Below are 19,985 nucleotides of genomic sequence, written 5' to 3'. Positions count from 1 at the left end.
GGACATGAGCATCGAAACCGACCCCCCGCAGCTCGCGGCACCGGACGGGTTGATCTCGCGAAGCCACCTGGGCATCGAGCCGTTCGCGTTGTACCGACCTGGCTCGCTGGCGGACGCCGCTTCGATGATCGCCGCCGGTGCATGGGCGCACGCGGGCGGGATCGACGTTGCCCAGCGGCTTCGCAATGGCGAAGCGGCACCTGCCCTCGTTCCGCTGTGCAAGCCCGGGCGAGGTTCTCCCAGCGGGCTGGAGGTGCTCGACGAGATCTCACTGGACCAAGGTGTGCTGTTCATGGGCGCGGCCGTCACCCACGCCCGGATCGAAACTGATCCGCTCGTACGGACGGTGCGGCCGGACCTCGCTGATGCGTGGCGGACCATCGGCAACGTGCGCATCCGATCCACCGGCACGCTGGGGGGCAACCTCATGGCGTTCGACTCTGGCTACGACGCCGCACCGATCCTGGCTGCCGCGGGAGCCGAGTTGATCTTCATGGAGCCCGATGGCTCCGAGCGACGCTGTGCCGTCGCGGACCGGCCACGCGATCGCCTGCTCGTCGGCTGCGAGGTGCCGCTTGCCGGCCGTGTCGTGTATGACCGATCGCTGAAGCCGGTCGCCTCTGTGGCTGTCGGCGACGACCACATAGCGATCGGTTGCGCCTATCCCACCGTCGAGGTGCTCCCCGACGGCGCTGCGAACACCGCTGCCGCACGCGCTGCGCTTGGCGCGCTGCCCGACCCGACCGATGACGTCTTCGCTTCGGCTGCCTACCGGCGCCGTGTCATTGACGTGCTTGCCGGCCGTTGCCTGGAGCTCCATACAGCAGGTGCGGTGAATGGGGGCGGCCTTAGCAGCGACGGCGCGTACCCGCCCGATGCCTCGCGCAGCGAAGTCATCGCAGCAGCCGGGCAACCTGCAGAATCCCTGTCGGACGACTCAGTGGACATCGAGCTGCGGCTCAATGGGGATCCGTTCAGCGCGTCGACCCCGCCCTCGGAGATGCTGGTTGACACCATCCGGTCACGTGCTGGCTTGGGGGGCACTCGCGTCGGATGTGATCAGGCCGTCTGCGGTGCCTGCACCGTGCTCGTCGACGGCGAACCCACCGCCTCGTGTTCCACGTTCGCGTGGCAATCCGACGGCCGCGACGTGCTCACAATCGAATCGGGCCACATGGCAGCGGCTGGCGGCCTGTCGGCCGGTCCTGCGGCGGCCCTGCCTACGGTCCAGCAAGCATTTGCCGAGCTGAGCGCTTTCCAGTGCGGCTACTGCACGCCCGGCCTGATCCTCACCGCGAGCGCCCTGCTGGCGCGGCATCCCGACCCCGACCGGACGACCATCTGCGACTGGCTCGATTCGAACGTGTGTCGTTGTACCGGCTACTTGATGGTCATCGAGGCAGTCGAAGCTGCCGCAGCCGCGCTGCGCTCCCCCAGCAGGCCGATGCACGGTGGCACGACATGACGCGCTCGGACGCTGCGGCGAAGGTTTCCGGCACCGCCGCGTACGCAGTCGATGTCGCACTCGGCGGCATGCTGCACGCCAAGGTGCTGCGCTCGCCCCATCCGCATGCGCTGGTCACCCGCATCGACACGGTCGAGGCCGAGCAGGCATCGGGCGTTCGGGCCGTCTTGACACGGCGGGATCTGCTCGGCGTCGAGCTTCGCGAACGCTGGGCCGGCGACGACCTGCAGCATCGCCCTGCGACGGGCCCGCTGGTGGCGTCGCACAGCTACGGCTACTTCGTGAAGGACCAGCCGATCTTGGCGCTCGATCGAGTGCGCTACGTCGGTGACCCCGTGGTCGCGATCGCTGCGGACACCGAGCTCGACGCGGCGCGGGCCCTCGCGCTCGTGCAGGTCGACTACGAGCCGCTGCCCCCCGTGACCGACTTCGACGCCGCTGCGGCCAACGGCGCGCCAGAGCTGTTTCCCGAAGCGCCGCTGGCCATGACTCCCGTCTACGGGCAGGGTGCCAGCGGTGCCGCCCGGCCCAGGCCGAACGTCTGCTACCGGTTCGGTTATGAGACCGGCGACCCAGCGGTCTTCGATCGCTGCGACCACGTCTTCACCGACGTGTTCGGCTTCGACGGCCGACAGCAGCACCTGCATCTTGAGCCCTTCGTGGCGGTCGCACGATGGTCCGGACCCCGCTGGTCGGCCCCAGCCGCGGACGACGGCGTTGACGGTGGCGACGGCGGCGACGGCGGCGACGGCGGCGACGACAGCCGCCTCGAACTCTGGTCGAGCTGCCAGAACCCGTTCCCGGTCCGCAAGGAGATGGCTCGCCTGCTGGGCATCGGCGAGCACCGGGTGAGGATGCAGGTCAGCTATCTCGGAGGCGGCTTCGGTGCCAAGAACGGCTGCAAGACCGAGCCGATAGCGGCGCTGCTGGCACGTAAGGCAGGGGCGCCGGTCCGGTACTGCCTCACGCTGGACGAGGGCTTCTTGACCATGCGCCAGCACAACGCACGCCTGACGCTGCGGACTGGCGTGATGTCCGACGGCACGCTCGTGGCCCGCGACGCCGAGGTGCTGCTCGACGCAGGTGCCTACGCCGATGCAAGCCCCCTGGTCGCAGAGAAGGCGGGCTACCGGGTGGCAGGGCCGTACCGCTGGCAGCACATCCGCACGATCACCGATGCGGTGCTCACGAACACCACTCCCGCGGGCCCGTTCCGGGGTTTCGGCGGCACCCAGGCCAACTTCGCCTGCGAGAGCCAGATCGACATGATCGCGGCACGGCTGGGGATCGACCCCGTCGAGCTGCGCCGCCGCAACCTGATCGGATTGGGCGAGGCCTACGTGCCCGGCGAGTCCGCCATGGACTCCGATCTCACCGAAGGTCTTGAACTCGTGGCCGACCGAATCGGCATGGACCAGGCGCGCCCTGCGGGCCGTGGCCGGGGCGTGGCGGTGGGCTTCAAGGATTCGGGCGGGGTCAACAAGCCTGCGCAGGCCCGGGTCAAGGTCGCCACCAGCGGCGACGCGTGGGTGCAATGCGGCACCGTCGAGATGGGCCAGGGCGCCCAGACAGCATTGCGTGAGGTCGCGGCACGAGTGCTCGACGTACCCCGATCACGTGTCCATTGGTCTGACCTCGACACCGATCACACCCCGTTCGACCAGGGCACCAATGCCTCCTCGTCCATCTCGGTGATGGGTCAGGCCGTGCAGAAGGCGGCCGAGGCCGCCCGTCTGCGCATCCTGCAATTCTCAGCCACAGCGCTGAGGGTTCCGGTGAAGCGCGTTGATTTCACCGACGGCATGGTGCTGGTCGCATCCCACGACGGCTCCAGCGAACCGGACCGACGCCCGCTTGCCCCGCTGGTCATGGGCACCTACGGCGGGACCGGATACGAGTTCACCGGTGAAGGCTTCTTCAAGGCCCCCAGCGACAGCCGGGCCCCGTTGGAATCACCGTGCGTGTCGTGGGAGTACGGCTGGGGGGCTGCGGAGGTTTCGGTGGACGCCGACACCGGAATGGTGACCGTGCACCGCCTGGTCGTCTCCGGCGATGCCGGGACCGTGCTGCACGAAGGAGCCTGTCGTGGTCAGGACGAGGGTGCCGCGATCATGGGTCTCGGCGGCGCCTTGTTCGAAACCATGCGCTTCGACGGCCCGGTGCTCGCCAACGGCCGGCTCGTCGACTACCGCGTGCCCCGGTCCAGCGACCTGCCGGAGGAGTTCATCTCGATCACCCAGGAGCAGGGACACGGACCAGGCCCCTTCGGATCGAAGGGCCTCGGTGAAGGAGCGATGCTGCCCGTGGCATCGGCCATCGCGAATGCCGTTGCCGATGCGACCGGGGTGCGCGTGACCTCAATGCCCCTGACCGGTGAGACCGTCCTCGCCGCGCTCGATGCCGCCCGGGACACCCCATGAGCGTCGGCTCCAGCCAGCCTGAATGGGCGGTCACCCACCTGCGGCACATCGCGGTGCGCTGCAGCGCATTCGACGAATGCGTCGACTATTACGCCGGCCCATGGGGGCTGCGGAAGCTGGGCGATTCCGATGCCCACACCACGGTGCTGCGCGCCACGGGCGACGAACACCATGTGCTGGAGCTGCATCGAGCCGACCGCAACGGCATCGACCACATCAGCTTCGGTCTCGCCGACAATCGGTCTGTCGACGCCGCGGCGACCGCGCTGGCGGACCGCGGCGTGACGCTGCTCAGCGAGCCTGCCGCGCTGGACCGACCCGGCGAGGGCTACGGATTCCGCATCGCAGACCCCGAAAGCCGGGTCGTCGAGCTGTCGGCGTGCACCGAGGCCGCAGCGGCACTGCAGGCCGATGCCACACCGACCAAGATCGCCCACGTAGTGCTCAACACCGCCGACATCGAGGCGCTCTGCGACTGGTGGTGCGAGGTGCTGGGTTTCAGGGTGAGCGACTGGAGCGAACGCCAGATGGTGTTCCTGCGCTGTAACGCCGACCATCACTCCGTTGCCTTCAACCGGGCCGAGTGGGCGTCCCTCAATCACGTCGCGTACGAGGTCCCCTCGCTTGACGCGTACATGTCGTCGCTCGGCCGCCTTGCCCGAGCGGGACACACCGTCGGCTGGGGCCCCGGTCGCCACGGGCCGGGCAACAACGCGTTCGGCTACTTCGTGGATCCTGCGGGCACGGTTCCCGAGGTCACCGCCGAGGTACAGCAGATCGACGAGGCCACCTGGGTGCCGCAAACCTGGCTGCGCACCCCGGAGCTGTCCGATCGCTGGGGCACCGCAGGGCCGCCATCGGCCGAAATACGGCAGCACATGGCCGGATCGCCCGAGTAGCCGACAGGCCTGCTCAGCCGACGCTTCGGCTCATCGAGGCTGCGCTGAGAACCAGCAGCGTCTCTGGGGGCGATTGCCGACGGCGACACGAGAGTTCAGGAATCTCGTCAGAGACGACGCGCAAACATATGCGCTGAGCGCTTCCTGCGGCGTGTCGCAGAGGCCGGGCGGCCAGTGACCGAAATCATGCAGCGGTACGGCTTGATCCACCAGGGCGGGCCGAATCGCGTCCGCATCACCAATGCGGCACTGCTGCTATTCGCGCGAGACTCGATTTGGCGTTGGCATCCCCGCGCTGACGCTCGGCTCTTCCGTGTGGACGGCACCGAGCGCGAGCACGGCAGGCATCGGAATGTGCAGCAGATCGCCCAGCTTGACCTACCCATTGCTTCCCTGATCGGATCGCTGAGAGATGCCGTACGCGGCCAAGTCAGACGCTCGGAACAGCTCAGCGACCTGTATTTCGAAGACACACCCGAATACCCCGACTTTGCATGGCAAGAAGCGCTCGTGAACGCTGTCGCGCACCGCGACTACGACGACATGGGGCGAAGCATCGAGGTGTGGTTCTACGACGACCGGATGGAAGTGCTCAGCCCCGGCGGGCTCGTGCCGCCGGTCACGCTCGAAGCCTTGCAGACCGGATCGCCCGCTCACGCGAGCCGAAACCCCGTTCTGGTTCGCGTTCTGGCCGCTGCAGGCATCATGCGCGACGAGGGCGAGGGGGTGCCCCGCATGTTCCGCGAAATGCGCGGCATGGGCCTGCCGCCGCCCGAGTTCAGCGCCGACGGCAGCAGTCACATGGTGCGGCTGCGCAGCACACCGGCACGATCTGGCAACGAGACCCCCGACGGCACGGACGAAGCCGACGGGTCCGGGGGCCCCAGCCTGGGTATGCAGCACGGCGCAGAAGTGCACGAATCCCGGATCGTCCGCCTGCGGGCTCGCATGTTGGCGCTCGGTGAGGTCTTGGACGCCAAGGGTGCGATGTCCAATGCCGACTACAGGGAGCTGTTCGGCACGGACCGTCGTGAAGCCCTCGCCGACTTGAGCACGTTGGTCGACCTCGGCTGGCTGGCGCGACTCGGCGAACGTCGCGGCACCCGCTACGTCAGGCCCGACTGAACGCTCTGCGTGTTGTTCTGAACTGGGCACGCTGGCGCCGAGATGCGGCAGCACATGGCTGGAACGCCTGAACAGCCGGGCCGACTAGCCGAGGTTTCGCAGGGATGCGGCCGCTGCGTCGACGGCTTCGGAGGACTCGCCGATCAGCACGATCACCGGGTCGAATGGGCCCTTCGCAGGCTCAATACGCCAGCTTCGCCCAACCGCCTGGACTTCGTGGCAGCTGCCGTCGGGAGTGCTGAACCATCCTTTTGCCCGCACCAGTGTCTCGGGCGGGGACTCAAACCAGCGAGCGACAGTCGTCACCTCCCATGGTCCCGCCGGGCTGACGACGGCAGTCGCGGCCTCGAAAAGGTGCTCACCGGCATCTGCACGAAACGTCGCTCCCTGCAGCGCAGCCCCGAGCAGGATCCGGGGATCGATACGCCCGTGAATCGAAGGAACGACCATCCGGCCTGGCGCGATCTCGCCGATCCGGCGCGTCAAGGACTGAACCGTTTCATCGTCCACACGATCGACCTTCGAGAGCACCACCAGGTGGGACACGTCGATCTGGCGACGCACGGGGGGAGCGAAACGGGGATCGCCCAGCTGGGATGCCAGCTGCTGCGCATCCACAACGGCCACGACCCCGTCGAGCGCGCAGCCCACAGCGGACTCGACTGCCAGCGCCAGCGTTGCCGGATCGGCGACGCCGCTGGCCTCCACCACGATGGCATCGCACGTTCCAGCCCCGGAGACGCTCTCCAGGGTCTCAGCGAGCTCATCCACCAAGGCACAGCACGCACAGCCATTGGTGAACTCGATCCGATCAGGCGTCTGGGAGGCGACTGGCAGGCCATCAATCACAGCCGCATCGATGTTGACAGCGCCGATGTCGTTCACGACCGCAGCAATTCGCAAGCCAGCAGGCTCTGCCAACAGCCGGCACAGCACCGTGGTCTTGCCGCTGCCCAGAAAGCCAGTGAGGACCGTGACGCCGACGGCTCGCCCACCTGCATTCCCGATCTTCCGGCGAGCCGCCGCTATCGAGGAGATGGCGGTCTGCCAGGCAGCGTCGAGTTGATCTGGTGGTGCGTTCGTTGCGCTGGTGAGACGGGGATAACTCATGTCCATAACGGTGATAGCGCCTCCAGGCGCACCCTGCGCCCGTCGGCGGTTATATCCGATGGCGTCCCCCAGCACGACTAACGACGCTCACTGACGGCCCCAAGCCCCTGGCCGCCGCTGTGCGGTGCCTGGCTCACGCATCCGTGGGATCTCTGCGCATATCGATGTGATGAAGGTTACGCATACAAAACAGAGTAGAATTCGTGCAATGGGTTCCAGCCGACCTAGGGCCTTCAATTCCGCGGCGTGAACCAGTTCTGTCCGCAATTGCTGCCCAGGTTCCCAGCGGCGACCCGATGCGGTTCTTCCAGTCAGGCCGCCGCGCGGACGATTGCGGGACCTCGGCCGCTCCTTCGGAGGGGGGGGGGGGGGTCACCGGTTCGGCGGCTGCTCGCATTGGGTGCTGCCGTACTGCTCGCCGGGCCGCTGGGGCTGCTTGTCGGCACTAGCGCTAATGCGCAGGTAGCAAGCCCGACGATCTCGTTGGTCTCGGTCGCTTCCTCGCCCGCCGACACGGTGTCGTATCTGACCGGGGAAACGATCCGCTTCGCGGTGAACTTCACGTCCGTCGTGGATGTCGAGGGCTCCCCCACGCTCGCCGTCAATGTCGGCGGGACCGAGCGGGAGGCCGTCTTCGAGTCGGTCCGCGGCAGCGAGGTGCTGTTCGGCTACACGGTGACCGACGACGATTTCGACAGCGACGGGGTGAGCGTGGGTGCCGACAAGCTCAGCCTCGGCACCGGCGGCGCCATCGCCGACTCCGGGAGCCGGGCCGCGTCGCTCACTCACGTCGCCGGCGGTGCCGGACACCGGGTGAACATGAGCGTCGTGACCATCGCGGCCGACAGCGGCGACGAGCCGGTGCCGGAGAACGAGACCGCTGGGTTCACGTTGTCCCGGACGGGGAACCTGTCGCGCGCGTTGACCGTTTCCCTCCGGGCCGAATCCCGGCAGCACTTCGTCTACACGGCCAGGGTTCCGTCGACGGTGGATTTCGAGCCCGGGCGGGCGACGATCCAATTCGAGGTGCCGTTGCGTAACGACGCCGACGTGGAAACCGAGGACGGTTCACTCACCGTCACCGTGAAGCAGGAGCAGGGCTACCTGGTCGGGACACCGGGTTCCGCCGTCGCGGTTCTGACCGATGACGGCGACATGCTGTTCTTAATCTCTGTGGGTTTCGGTGGCCACCGTGTCGAATCCCGGCAGCAGTCTGTGGTCAGAATCGGCCTCACTGTGTCCAGTACGACGACACGGGACAGGCCACCGGAAGTCGTCTCCTTCACCGCCCTGTCGCGCAGTATCGAGACGACGGCCACCTCGGATCCAGTTCAACGTCCAGCGGATATCGGCATTCTGGCCGTAGAGCTGAGACTGCAAGGCGCCGACTGGCTGAGAAAAACGGCGCAGGACGTCTTCGGACGGCCTTTCCTGCAGTACTACTACCCATTGGAATTCTTCGTACCGATCTACGACGATCTCGAACCGGAGATCCCCGAGCGGTTCCAGATCGTAGTTGACAAGTCACCGCTCACCCCGGGACGGCTGTTCGTCGGCGGCTTGCCGATCACAGCGACGTACACCATCATCGACAACGAGGGCAGTTTCGACGTGCATGTCGACCAGCCTCGCGTGGTGGACATCGTCGAGGGCGACGTGCTGGAGCTGGGACTCACCGCCGTGTCGCGGTTTCGATTCGACCCGGCCGCGACCACCTCCGTGGAGGTCGACCTGGAGTTCGTGGACGGCACCGCCACCCACATGGACGACTTCGTGCAACTCGACCGTTCGACGGCCATCAGCGAGACCGTCGAGATCACCGGCTTCGCCACGGTCGGCACCGGTGACATGGAGCGTCACCGGGCGACCAGCACCGTGAGAATCAGTGCCGTCGACAACAACGACGTGGATCCCGTGCGGGAGTTCGTCGTGGACTTCGGGAAGACACCCACCGCGCCGGACGAGCAGAGCTTCAACGCCGACGAGTGCTCGGGCGATCCGCCTCCCGACACGCCCGCCTGTTACGGGTACAACCACTTCTTGGATTTTTTCCCATCCGATCTCGAAGGCGACGCCGGGCTGTCCGGTTACTCCATGATCGTGCGCATCCACGACGACGACGCCACACCGGTCGCGGTCACGGCGGACGAGTCGAACATCGACGAGGGCGCGAACGCCGTGTTCACCGTGACGCGCAATCCCTCCGTCGCGGACCTGCCGGACCCGCTGACGGTCGGTTTCGACATCACCGAGACGGCTGACTTCATCGACTACAGCGGCGGGTTCGTGCTGCCCACCTCGGTCACGATCGCCGGCAACGACACAACGGCCAAGATCACGATCCCGACGGTGGACGACAACGTCGGTGACGGCCCCGGCGAGATCGTCGCCACACTCCGGCCGGGGACGGTTGAGCCACAGAGCAGATACTCCTACACGCTGACCGGCAGAACCGCGAGCGTCGCCGTGGGGGAGGACGAGCCGGTGCTGACCATCGCGGATGCGTCGGTCTCGGAGGGCGCGGGCACCGTTGATCTGGCCGTCACGTTGTCGGGAACGAGCGCCGAGGCCATCGGCTTCACATGGGCGACGGCGCCCGCAACGGGCGATGCCGCCGCCACCGCGGGCCAGGACTACGAATCCGCCGGTGGATCCGAGGAGATTTCCGCCGGCGACACCTCCGCAACCCTCACCGTGACGATCACCGACGACGCACTCGACGAACTCGACAACGAGACGTTCGCCGTCGATCTGTCCGCCGTCACGGGTGCCTTCGCAGCAACGCCGCAGGCGACGGTCACCGTCGCCGACGACGACGACCTGCCGGAGTTCTCGATCTCCGACGCCGAAGCCACCGAGGGCCCGGGTGCCTCGGTCGACTTCACCGTGAGCCTCGACACCGCGAGCGGGCGGCCCACCGAGGTGCGGTGGCGAACGGTCAGCGACGAGGACGACGCCCGGCCGGCGACGGAAGAGATCGACTACCAGGACATCGGCGCCACTCTCACGATCCCGGCCGGTGAGACGGAGGCGACGATCTCGGTGCAGTTGCTCGACGACGGCGACCACGAGCCGACCGAGACGTTCGAGGTGCGACTCGCCAACCCGAGCAAAAGCGTCATCGCGGACGGCACCGGCGAGGCTCGCATACTCGACGACGACACGCCCACGATCAGCATCGACGACCTGTCGGTCTCCGAGAGCGCGGGAACGGCGCAGGCCACGGTCCGTCTGACCAGGCCCGCCTACGACGAGGTCACGCTTAGCTACGGGACCGTCGCGAATACCGCCACAGCCGCGGACTACACGCATCAGAGCCAGGTCGGGGTGACCATTCCTGCCGGACTGACCACCGCAACCGTTGCCGTACCCATCCTGCCCGACGACATTCATGAGGCCGACGAGAGCTTCTTCGTCGACCTGAGCGATCCCGTCGGCGCCGATCTGGGGAGCGACGTGCGAGCGGTGATCACCATCGTCGACGACGACGCGCCGCCCACGCTCTCGGTCGGCGACGCTCAAGCCGCCATCGAAAGCGCCGGACCGCTCGTCTTCACCGTCACGAGAACCGGCGAGATCAGCCTGCCGGTGACCTTCAGCTGGTCGACCGAAGACGGCACCGCCGAAGCGGGCTCGGACTTCATCGCGGCGAGCGGCACGGTGACGATTCCCGCGACGTCGTCGGCGGCGGAGCTCCAGGTGCAGATCGTGTCCGACCTGGCAGCCGAAGACGACGAGACGGTCGGGGTCACGCTGAGCAATCCGATCAATGCGGTGATCATCGACGGTTCAGCCACCGGGGTGATCCATGACGACGACCAGACGGCTGCCAGAACGCCGAGGGTGGTGGTGGATCCCTCCGCGGTGACGGTGACCGAAGGCGGCGACGCGAGCTACACGGTGGCGCTGTCGTCGCAGCCGGCGGCGGACGTGACGGTGGCGATCATCGGCCACTCCGGCACGGACCTGTCACTATCGGGAACGGGCCTGAGCAGCGATGACACCCTGACGTTCACCACGACGAACTGGAACGCCCCCCAGACGGTGACCGTCAGCGCCGCCGACGATGCCGACGCCGTCGACGACGCGGCGGTGACGCTCACCCACACGGCGACCAGCGGCAGTCACTCCTCGGCGCCGGTGGCCGTGACCGTGACGATCACCGAGACCGACACGGCGGAGGTGCTGGTCGACCCCGCGGATCTGACGGTCGCCGAGAACGGAAGCGGCAGCTACACCGTCCGGCTGGCCACGCAGCCGTCGGCCGACGTGACGGTCACCGTCACCGGCCACGCCGGCAGCGACCTCACCCTGTCCGCCGCCAGGCTCACCTTCACTCGCGACACCTGGGGTACCGCCCAGACGGTGACGGTCACCGCCGCGGCCGACGCCGACGGCGTGGACGACAAGGTGACGGTCACCAATACCGCAAGCGGGGGCGGATACGGCGCTGCGGAGGCGGCGACCGTGGACGTCACGATCGACGACGACGGCACGGCCGCGATCGTGGTGAAGCCGTCGGCCCTCACGATGACCGAGGGCGGCAGCTCGAGCTACACGGTGGAGCTGTCGTCGCTGCCGGCGGCGGACGTGACGGTGACCGTCTCAGCCCCCGAGGCCGACCTGACGATCCTGACGGTGGGTCCGAGAACCCTTCGGTTCACACCGTCGGACTGGGACCAGCCGCAGACGGTGACGCTGGAGGCCGGCTACGACGCCGACACCGCCAATGACGATGTGACGCTCACCCACACCGGCGAGGGCGGTGGATACGACGGGCTGTCGGCGGAACTGCCGGTCACCGTCACCGACGCCGAGAGCCGTGCGGAACTGCTGGTGGTGCCCTCGTCGATCTCGATCCTGGAGGGCGACCCGGGCGCACAGACCTACTCGGTGGCACTGGGCTCCCGGCCGACGGGGGACGTGACGGTCACGATCAGCGGTCACGCCGGCAGCGACGTGACCCTGTCGGGGGCCACGTTGACCAACAACGAGTTGACCTTCACCATCGCGAACTGGAATGCCGCAAAGGAGATAACGCTCACCGCTGCCGAGGACGACGACACCGCGAACGACGATGTGACACTGACTAACACCGCCACCGGCGGCGGCTACGGCACGGCCACGGCGATCGATGTGGCGGTGACGATTCTCGACAACGACACGCCGGGGCTGGTGGTGACTCCCACCGAGGTGCGGGTCACCGAGGGCGACGAGGCCGGGGCGAGCTATCAGGTGTCGCTGGCGAACAGGCCGACGACGACGGTGCTGGTGACGACCTCGGCCAACTCCACCGACGTTGACGTGGTGCCGGCCACCATTTTGTTCACGAATACGAACTGGAGCGACCCCCAGACGATCACCGTCACGGCGCGCGATGACCCCGGCTTCGCCGACGAGGAGGTGGTTGTGGACCACAGCGTGACGTTTGGGACCTACGCGGCGTCGGCGGTCGAGGTGCAGGTGATCGTCGAGGACGACGACATGCCGGGGTTGACCGTGAACCCGCGGACGCTGAGCGTGATGGAGGGCGCTTCGGCGACCTACGACGTGGAGTTGACGGTGCAGCCATCGGCGGATGTGACGGTGACGATCGGTGGTCACGATGGCACCGACATCACACTGTCGGGAGACACGTTGACTGCCGACAGCCTCACGTTCACCGCCGACAACTGGAACCAGGCGCAGTCGGTGACGGCCACCGCGGGCCAGGATGCCGACACCACCGACGACATGGTGACGCTGATCCACACGGCGAGCGGCGGCGGCTACGACTCCCTCGAGCCGGTCGGCGTGGCGGTGACGCTCATCGACGACGACGGGCCGCGGATCGACGTGCCGGCGGCGGTGACCGTCGTCGAGAACGCCTCGGCCACCTACGGCGTGAAGTTGGCGGTCCAGCCGTCGGCGGAGGTGACGGTCACGGTCAGCGGCCACGCCGACAGCGACGTGACCCTGTCAGGGAACGCCTTGACCGGCGACGAGCTGACGTTCACAACATCGAACTGGGCCAGCGCGCAGACAGTGACCGTGACCGCTAAGGACGACGACAACGCGGTGAACGAATCGGTGGTACTCACCCACACCGCCACCGGCGGCGACTACGCGGGCCTGACGGCGCAGGTGGCGGTCACCGTGGTCGACGACGACGAGCCGGAGATCATCGTCAGCGACTCCGAGGTGACCATCGACGAGGCCGACCCCGACGGAGCGGTGTACGAAGTGCGGTTGGCGACCGAGCCGTCCCAGATGGTGGAAGTGGAGGTCCGAGGTGTCGTGGGCACGGATCTCATTCGGACCCCGGAGGTCCTGACATTCGACTCGTCGACGTGGAACACAGCCAAGACGGTCAAAGTGACGGCGCCGCCGGACGCCGACACAATGCACGAAGAGGAGGTCATCGTCCACCGCGGGAGCGGCGGTGATTACGAAGGCACGACCAAGACGGTGACGGTCATCGTGCAGGACGATGACATCCCCCCGGGCGTGGTGATCGACCCGACGATGCTGACGGTCACCGAGGGCGCCGTGGACATAAACGGCGACCCGGTGGCGGCGTCCTACACGGTGGTGTTGACGGTGCAGCCGACCGCGAACGTGGTGATCGAGGTCGCGGGCCACAGCACCGGCGGCGACGTGAGCGTGAACTCTTCGACCTCGGCGGTGGATTTGACGTTCACGGACTCTGACTGGAGCACTCCCCAGACGGTGACGGTCACGGCGGTCGACGACGACGTCGCGGAGGGCGACGAGGCGGTGGTGCTGACGCACATCTTGGCGACCACCGCGACCGAGTACGCAGACGTCGCGGCGGCGCCGGTCACAGTGAGCATCGTCGACGACGATGCCGTTGGGGTACGCATCGACCCGACAACGCTGACGGTGCTCGAGGGCGACACGGCGGGCGCGGTCTACGCGGTGGTGCTCGCCTCGCAGCCCGCCGGGGACGTGACCGTGGCCATCAGCGGCCACACGGGCACCGATGTGACGGTGTCGGGGAACACGCTGAGCGGCAACGCGTTGACGTTCACGACGACGAACTGGTCCACCCCGCAGACGATCAAAGTGACCGCGGCGGCCGACGACGACGCCGTCGCCGACGCCGACGTGACCCTGACCCATGACATCGCCAGCAGCGACGACGCCGTCTATGACGCGCTGGGCGACCAGACCGTGACGGTCGCCATCACCGAAAAAGACACCCCAGGCGTGGTGGTGGACCCGACAACGCTCACCGTGCTCGAAGCCGACACGGCCGGACAGACCTACACGGTGGTGCTCGCCTCGCAGCCCGCCGGGGACGTGACCGTGGCCATCAGCGGCCACACCGACAACGATGTGACGGTGTCGGGGAACACGCTGAGCGGCAACGCGTTGACGTTCACGACGACGAACTGGTCCACCCCGCAGACGATCAAAGTGACCGCGGCGGCCGACGACGACGCCGTCGCCGACGCCGACGTGACCCTGACCCATGACATCGCCAGCAGCGACGACGCCGTCTATGACGCGCTGGGCGACCAGACCGTCACAGTGACCATCACCGAAAAAGACACCCCAGGCGTGGTGGTGGACCCGACAACGCTCACCGTGCTCGAAGCCGACACGGCCGGACAGACCTACACGGTGGTGCTCGCCTCGCAGCCCGCCGGGAATGTGACGGTGGCCATCAGCGGCCACACGGGCACCGATGTGACGGTGTCGGGGAACACGCTGAGCGGCGGCGAGCTGACCTTCACGACATCGAACTGGGCGACTCCCCAGCAGGTGACGGTGGCCGCGGCGGCCGACGACGACGCCGTCGCCGACGACGACGTGACCCTGACCCATGACATCGCCAGCAGCGACGACGCCGTCTATGACGCGCTGGGCGACCAGACCGTCACGGTGACCATCACCGAAAAGGACGCCCCGGGGGTGCGCATCGACCCGACAACGCTGACGGTGCTCGAGGGCGACACGGCCGGACAGACCTACACGGTGGTGCTCGCCTCGCAGCCCGCCGGGGACGTGACCGTGGCCATCAGCGGCCACACCGACAACGACGTGGCCGTGACGGGAAACACGCTGAGCGGCAACGCGTTGACGTTCACGACAACGAACTGGTCCACCCCGCAGACGATCAAAGTGACCGCGGCGGCCGACGACGACGCGGTCGCCGACGACGCTGTGGTGCTGGTCCACGACATCGCCAGCGACGACGACGCCGTCTATGACGCGCTGGGCGACCAGACCGTGACGGTCGCCATCACCGAAAAAGACACCCCAGGCGTGGTGGTGGACCCGACAACGCTCACCGTGCTCGAAGCCGACACGGCCGGCGCGGTCTACACGGTGGTGCTCGCCTCGCAGCCCGCCGGGGACGTGACGGTGGCCATCAGCGGCCACACGGGCACCGATGTGACGGTGTCGGGGAACACGCTGAGCGGCGGCGAGCTGACGTTCACGACGACGAACTGGTCCACCCCGCAGACGATCAAAGTGACCGCGGCGGCCGACGACGACGCGGTCGCCGACGACGCTGTGGTGCTGGTCCACGACATCGCCAGCGACGACGACGCCGTCTATGACGCGCTGGGCGATCAGACCGTGACGGTCGCCATCACCGAAAAAGACGCCCCGGGGGTGCGCATCGACCCGGTGGCGCTGACGGTGCTCGAGGGCGACACGGCGGGCGCGGTCTACACGGTGGTGCTCGCCTCGCAGCCCGCCGGGGACGTGACCGTGGCCATCAGCGGCCACACCGACAACGACGTGGCCGTGACGGGAAACACGCTGAGCGGCAACGCGTTGACGTTCACGACAACGAACTGGTCCACCCCGCAGACGATCAAAGTGACCGCGGCGGCCGACGACGACGCGGTCGCCGACGACGCTGTGGTGCTGGTCCACACATCGCCAGCGACGACGACGCCGTCTATGACGCGCTGGGCGACCAGACCGTGACGGTCGCCATCACCGAAAAAGACACCCCAGGCGTGGTGGTGGACCCGACAACGCTCACCGTGCTCGAAGCCGACACGGCCGGCGCGGTCTACACGGTGGTGCTCGCCTCGCAGCCCGCCGGGGACGTGACCGTGGCCATCAGCGGCCACACCGACAACGATGTGACGGTGTCAGGGAACACGCTGAGCGGCGGCGCGTTGACGTTCACGACATCGAACTGGGCGACTCCCCAGCAGGTGACGGTGGCCGCGGCGGCCGACGAGGACGCGGTCGCCGACGCCGACGTGACCCTGACTCACGACATCGCCAGCAGCGACGACGCCGTCTATGACGCCCTGGGCGACCAGACCGTCACAGTGACCATCACCGAAAAAGACGCCCCGGGGGTGCGCATCGACCCGGTGGCGCTGACGGTGCTCGAGGGCGACACGGCGGGCGCGGTCTACACGGTGGTGCTCGCCTCGCAGCCCGCCGGGGACGTGACCGTGGCCATCAGCGGCCACGCCGACAACGACGTGGCCGTGACGGGGAACACGCTGAGCGGCAACGCGTTGACGTTCACGACAACGAACTGGTCCACCCCGCAGACGATCAAAGTGACCGCGGCGGCCGACGACGACGCCGTCGCCGACGACGCTGTGGTGCTGGTCCACGACATCGCCAGCGACGACGACGCCGTCTATGACGCCCTGGGCGACCAGACCGTCACAGTGACCATCACCGAAAAAGACGCCCCGGGGGTGCGCATCGACCCGGTGGCGCTGACGGTGCTCGAGGGCGACACGGCGGGCGCGGTCTACACGGTGGTGCTCGCCTCGCAGCCCGCCGGGGACGTGACCGTGGCCATCAGCGGCCACACGGGCACCGACGTGGCCGTGACGGGGAACACGCTGAGCGGCAACGCGTTGACGTTCACGACGACGAACTGGTCCACCCCGCAGACGATCAAAGTGACCGCGGCGGCCGACGACGACGCCGTCGCCGACGACGCTGTGGTGCTGGTCCACGACATCGCCAGCAGCGACGACGCCGTCTATGACGCGCTGGGCGACCAGACCGTGACGGTCGCCATCACCGAAAAAGACACCCCAGGCGTGGTGGTGGACCCGACAACGCTCACCGTGCTCGAAGCCGACACGGCCGGACAGACCTACACGGTGGTGCTCGCCTCGCAGCCCGCCGGGGACGTGACCGTGGCCATCAGCGGCCACACCGACAACGATGTGACGGTGTCGGGGAACACGCTGAGCGGCAACGCGTTGACGTTCACGACGACGAACTGGTCCACCCCGCAGACGATCAAAGTGACCGCGGCGGCCGACGACGACGCCGTCGCCGACGACGCTGTGGTGCTGGTCCACGACATCGCCAGCAGCGACGACGCCGTCTATGACGCGCTGGGCGACCAGACCGTGACGGTCGCCATCACCGAAAAAGACACCCCAGGCGTGGTGGTGGACCCGACAACGCTCACCGTGCTCGAAGCCGACACGGCCGGACAGACCTACACGGTGGTGCTCGCCTCGCAGCCCGCCGGGGACGTGACCGTGGCCATCAGCGGCCACACCGACAACGATGTGACGGTGTCGGGGAACACGCTGAGCGGCAACGCGTTGACGTTCACGACGACGAACTGGTCCACCCCGCAGACGATCAAAGTGACCGCGGCGGCCGACGACGACGCCGTCGCCGACGCCGACGTGGTGCTGGTCCACGACATCGCCAGCGACGACGACGCCGTCTATGGCGCCCTGGGCGACCAGACCGTGACGGTCGCCATCACCGAAAAGGACGCCCCGGGGGTGCGCATCGACCTGACAACGCTCACCGTGACCGAGGGCGACACGGCCGGCGCGGTCTACACGGTGGTGCTCGCCTCGCAGCCCGCCGGGAATGTGACCGTGGCCATCAGCGGCCACACGGGCACCGACGTGGCCGTGTCGGGGAACACGCTGAGCGGCGGCGAGCTGACCTTCACGACATCGAACTGGGCGACTCCCCAGCAGGTGACGGTGGCCGCGGCGGCCGACGACGACGCCGTCGCCGACGACGACGTGACCCTGACCCATGACATCGCCAGCAGCGACGACGCCGTCTATGACGCGCTGGGCGACCAGACCGTCACGGTGACCATCACCGAAAAAGACGCCCCGGGGGTGCGCATCGACCCGACAACGCTGACGGTGCTCGAGGGCGACACGGCGGGCGCGGTCTACACGGTGGTGCTCGCCTCGCAGCCCGCCGGGGACGTGACCGTGGCCATCAGCGGCCACACGGGCACCGATGTGACGGTGTCGGGGAACACGCTGAGCGGCGGCGAGCTGACGTTCACGACATCGAACTGGGCGACTCCCCAGCAGGTGACGGTGGCCGCGGCGGCCGACGACGACGCCGACGCCGACGCCGACGCCGACGTGACCCTGACCCACGACATCGCCAGCAGCGACGACGCCGTCTATGACGCGCTGGGCGATCAGACCGTGACAGTCGCCATCACCGAAAAAGACGCCCCGGGGGTGCGCATCGACCCGACAACGCTGACGGTGCTCGAGGGCGACACGGCGGGCGCGGTCTACGCGGTGGTGCTCGCCTCGCAGCCCGCCGGGGACGTGACCGTGGCCATCAGCGGCCACACGGGCACCGATGTGACGGTGTCGGGGAACACGCTGAGCGGCGGCGAGCTGACGTTCACGACATCGAACTGGGCGACTCCCCAGCAGGTGACGGTGGCCGCGGCGGCCGACGACGACGCCGACGCCGACGCCGACGTGGTGCTGGTCCACGACATCGCCAGCGACGACGACGCCGTCTATGACGCGCTGGGCGATCAGACCGTCACAGTGACCATCACCGAAAAAGACGCCCCAAGTCAACGCCTGCCGCCGGCGCCGAGGCAATTCTGGCAGTACAACGCAACCCAGGACAGCATCGCCGTGGCCTGGTTCTCAGTACGCACAGCAGCGGAGTACGCGCTGGAAATGCGAGCGAGCGGCACGACCAGCTGGACCAGGATCAACGGTGACTTCGACTACCTGCCCAGCAGGACCGACAATCGCCGGATCATTGCGGTAGCCACGGGCCTCGACTGCGACAAGGCATACGAGTTTCGGGTGACCGCACGCGGCGACGGTGGAAAGTACGACCGTCAATTCGGCCCCGAGTCATTCACCGTGGGACGAACCGAGCGATGCCCTCAGCCCCACGAGATCACCAATCTGCTCGTCACCATCGAGCTGGATTGCGCCGTCCTGACCTGGACGGCACCAACAGGAACCAGAGCCACTGGCGTGCACGTGGTCCGCAGCCGCTTCGTCGACTATCCGTTCCCAAGCACGGCGCCGCTCGATCCCTCTGCCGATTACGAGTACCTGAGTTCGGCCGTCGTGTTCGAGAGTCTGTCGGGCACTGTGACCACCTATCGGGACTGCTCGACGGACTACCCAGCTCCGGGTTACGCGTACTCATATGCCGTGCACGCCCTCGATGCTGAAGGCCGGACGTTCGGCCACTACCCATCGGGCATCATGCCTTACGGGCCGTCGAACAGGCCCGACGGAGTCGCAAACGTGCGGCTCACAGCATCCACTGCCGCATCACGGCAACTTGAGTGGAATCCTTCGCCAGACTGGCGGCTCGCCATCAAGTCGACTGTCAGACAGCCAGGATCGACATCAGATCCACGGTCGTGGGCGCCCGCTCCCGACCCATGGATCACGGGGCATCGCATTGAGCGCCGGGAATACTCGCCCAAGCCGTCACCGACACCATTTGTACGCGGTTGGATGCTGCTGGGTGATGACTGGGAGGTCGTTCGCCACGAGGCCGATGGGGACACCTCGACGGTCTTCATCGACAACGCAGACGCCGGCGACAGGCTGTACGTCTACCGAGTCTGGCCACACAACAAGTACGGCACCTCGCGCTACTCCCCCAAGGCCTTTGAATGGGCCTTCATGGAACCGAGCTGACGCTGCATTGCCCGAAGCCTCGCACTCCTGAAAATCCGGCGGCTTGTCCCGT

The 19,985-nt window shown here is 67.6% G+C and carries 7 protein-coding genes; 6 read left to right on the top strand and 1 reads right to left on the bottom strand.

The features are described from left to right. Nucleotides 1-4: 4 nt before the first annotated feature. The 4 genes from ACOOHB_RS04365 to ACOOHB_RS04350 all read left to right on the top strand — a co-directional run bounded on the left by ACOOHB_RS04365 (nt 5) and on the right by ACOOHB_RS04350 (nt 5,909). The gene (locus ACOOHB_RS04365) at nt 5-1,465 is read left to right on the top strand and encodes a 2Fe-2S iron-sulfur cluster-binding protein (RefSeq protein ID WP_420443590.1); all 1,461 of its coding nucleotides are present in this window, start codon (nt 5-7) and stop codon (nt 1,463-1,465) included. Next, nucleotides 1,462-3,885, top strand: a complete 2,424-nt coding sequence (locus ACOOHB_RS04360; RefSeq protein WP_420443589.1) for a xanthine dehydrogenase family protein molybdopterin-binding subunit — start codon at nt 1,462-1,464, stop codon at nt 3,883-3,885. The genes ACOOHB_RS04365 and ACOOHB_RS04360 overlap by 4 nt, the downstream gene beginning before the upstream one ends. Beyond that, nucleotides 3,882-4,784 carry a VOC family protein gene (locus tag ACOOHB_RS04355; protein ID WP_420443588.1) on the top strand — a complete coding sequence of 301 codons (903 nt, stop codon included), beginning with the start codon at nt 3,882-3,884 and terminating at the stop codon, nt 4,782-4,784. The genes ACOOHB_RS04360 and ACOOHB_RS04355 overlap by 4 nt, the downstream gene beginning before the upstream one ends. A 186-nt stretch (nt 4,785-4,970) precedes the next feature. Next, the gene (locus ACOOHB_RS04350) at nt 4,971-5,909 is read left to right on the top strand and encodes an ATP-binding protein (RefSeq protein WP_420443587.1); all 939 of its coding nucleotides are present in this window, start codon (nt 4,971-4,973) and stop codon (nt 5,907-5,909) included. A gap of 84 nt (nt 5,910-5,993) precedes the next feature. Here the strand turns inward: ACOOHB_RS04350 and ACOOHB_RS04345 are convergent, their stop codons facing one another. Further along, nucleotides 5,994-7,019: a CobW family GTP-binding protein gene (locus ACOOHB_RS04345; RefSeq protein ID WP_420443586.1), complete on the bottom strand. Its 1,026-nt coding sequence runs from the start codon at nt 7,017-7,019 to the stop codon at nt 5,994-5,996. A gap of 396 nt (nt 7,020-7,415) precedes the next feature. Here ACOOHB_RS04345 and ACOOHB_RS04340 point away from each other — a divergent pair, with 396 nt between their 5' ends. Then, nucleotides 7,416-15,965: a Calx-beta domain-containing protein gene (locus ACOOHB_RS04340; protein ID WP_420443585.1), complete on the top strand. Its 8,550-nt coding sequence runs from the start codon at nt 7,416-7,418 to the stop codon at nt 15,963-15,965. After that, entirely contained in the window at nt 15,962-19,933 is a 3,972-nt protein-coding gene (locus tag ACOOHB_RS04335; RefSeq protein WP_420443584.1) for a beta strand repeat-containing protein, read from the top strand. Before ACOOHB_RS04340 ends, ACOOHB_RS04335 begins: the two co-directional genes overlap by 4 nt. Nucleotides 19,934-19,985: the final 52 nt, after the last annotated feature.

The sequence above is a fragment of the Candidatus Poriferisodalis sp. genome (assembly GCF_965215815.1).
Lineage (GTDB): Bacteria > Actinomycetota > Acidimicrobiia > Acidimicrobiales > Poriferisodalaceae > Poriferisodalis.
This window is presented reverse-complemented; position numbering and strand designations above follow the sequence as displayed.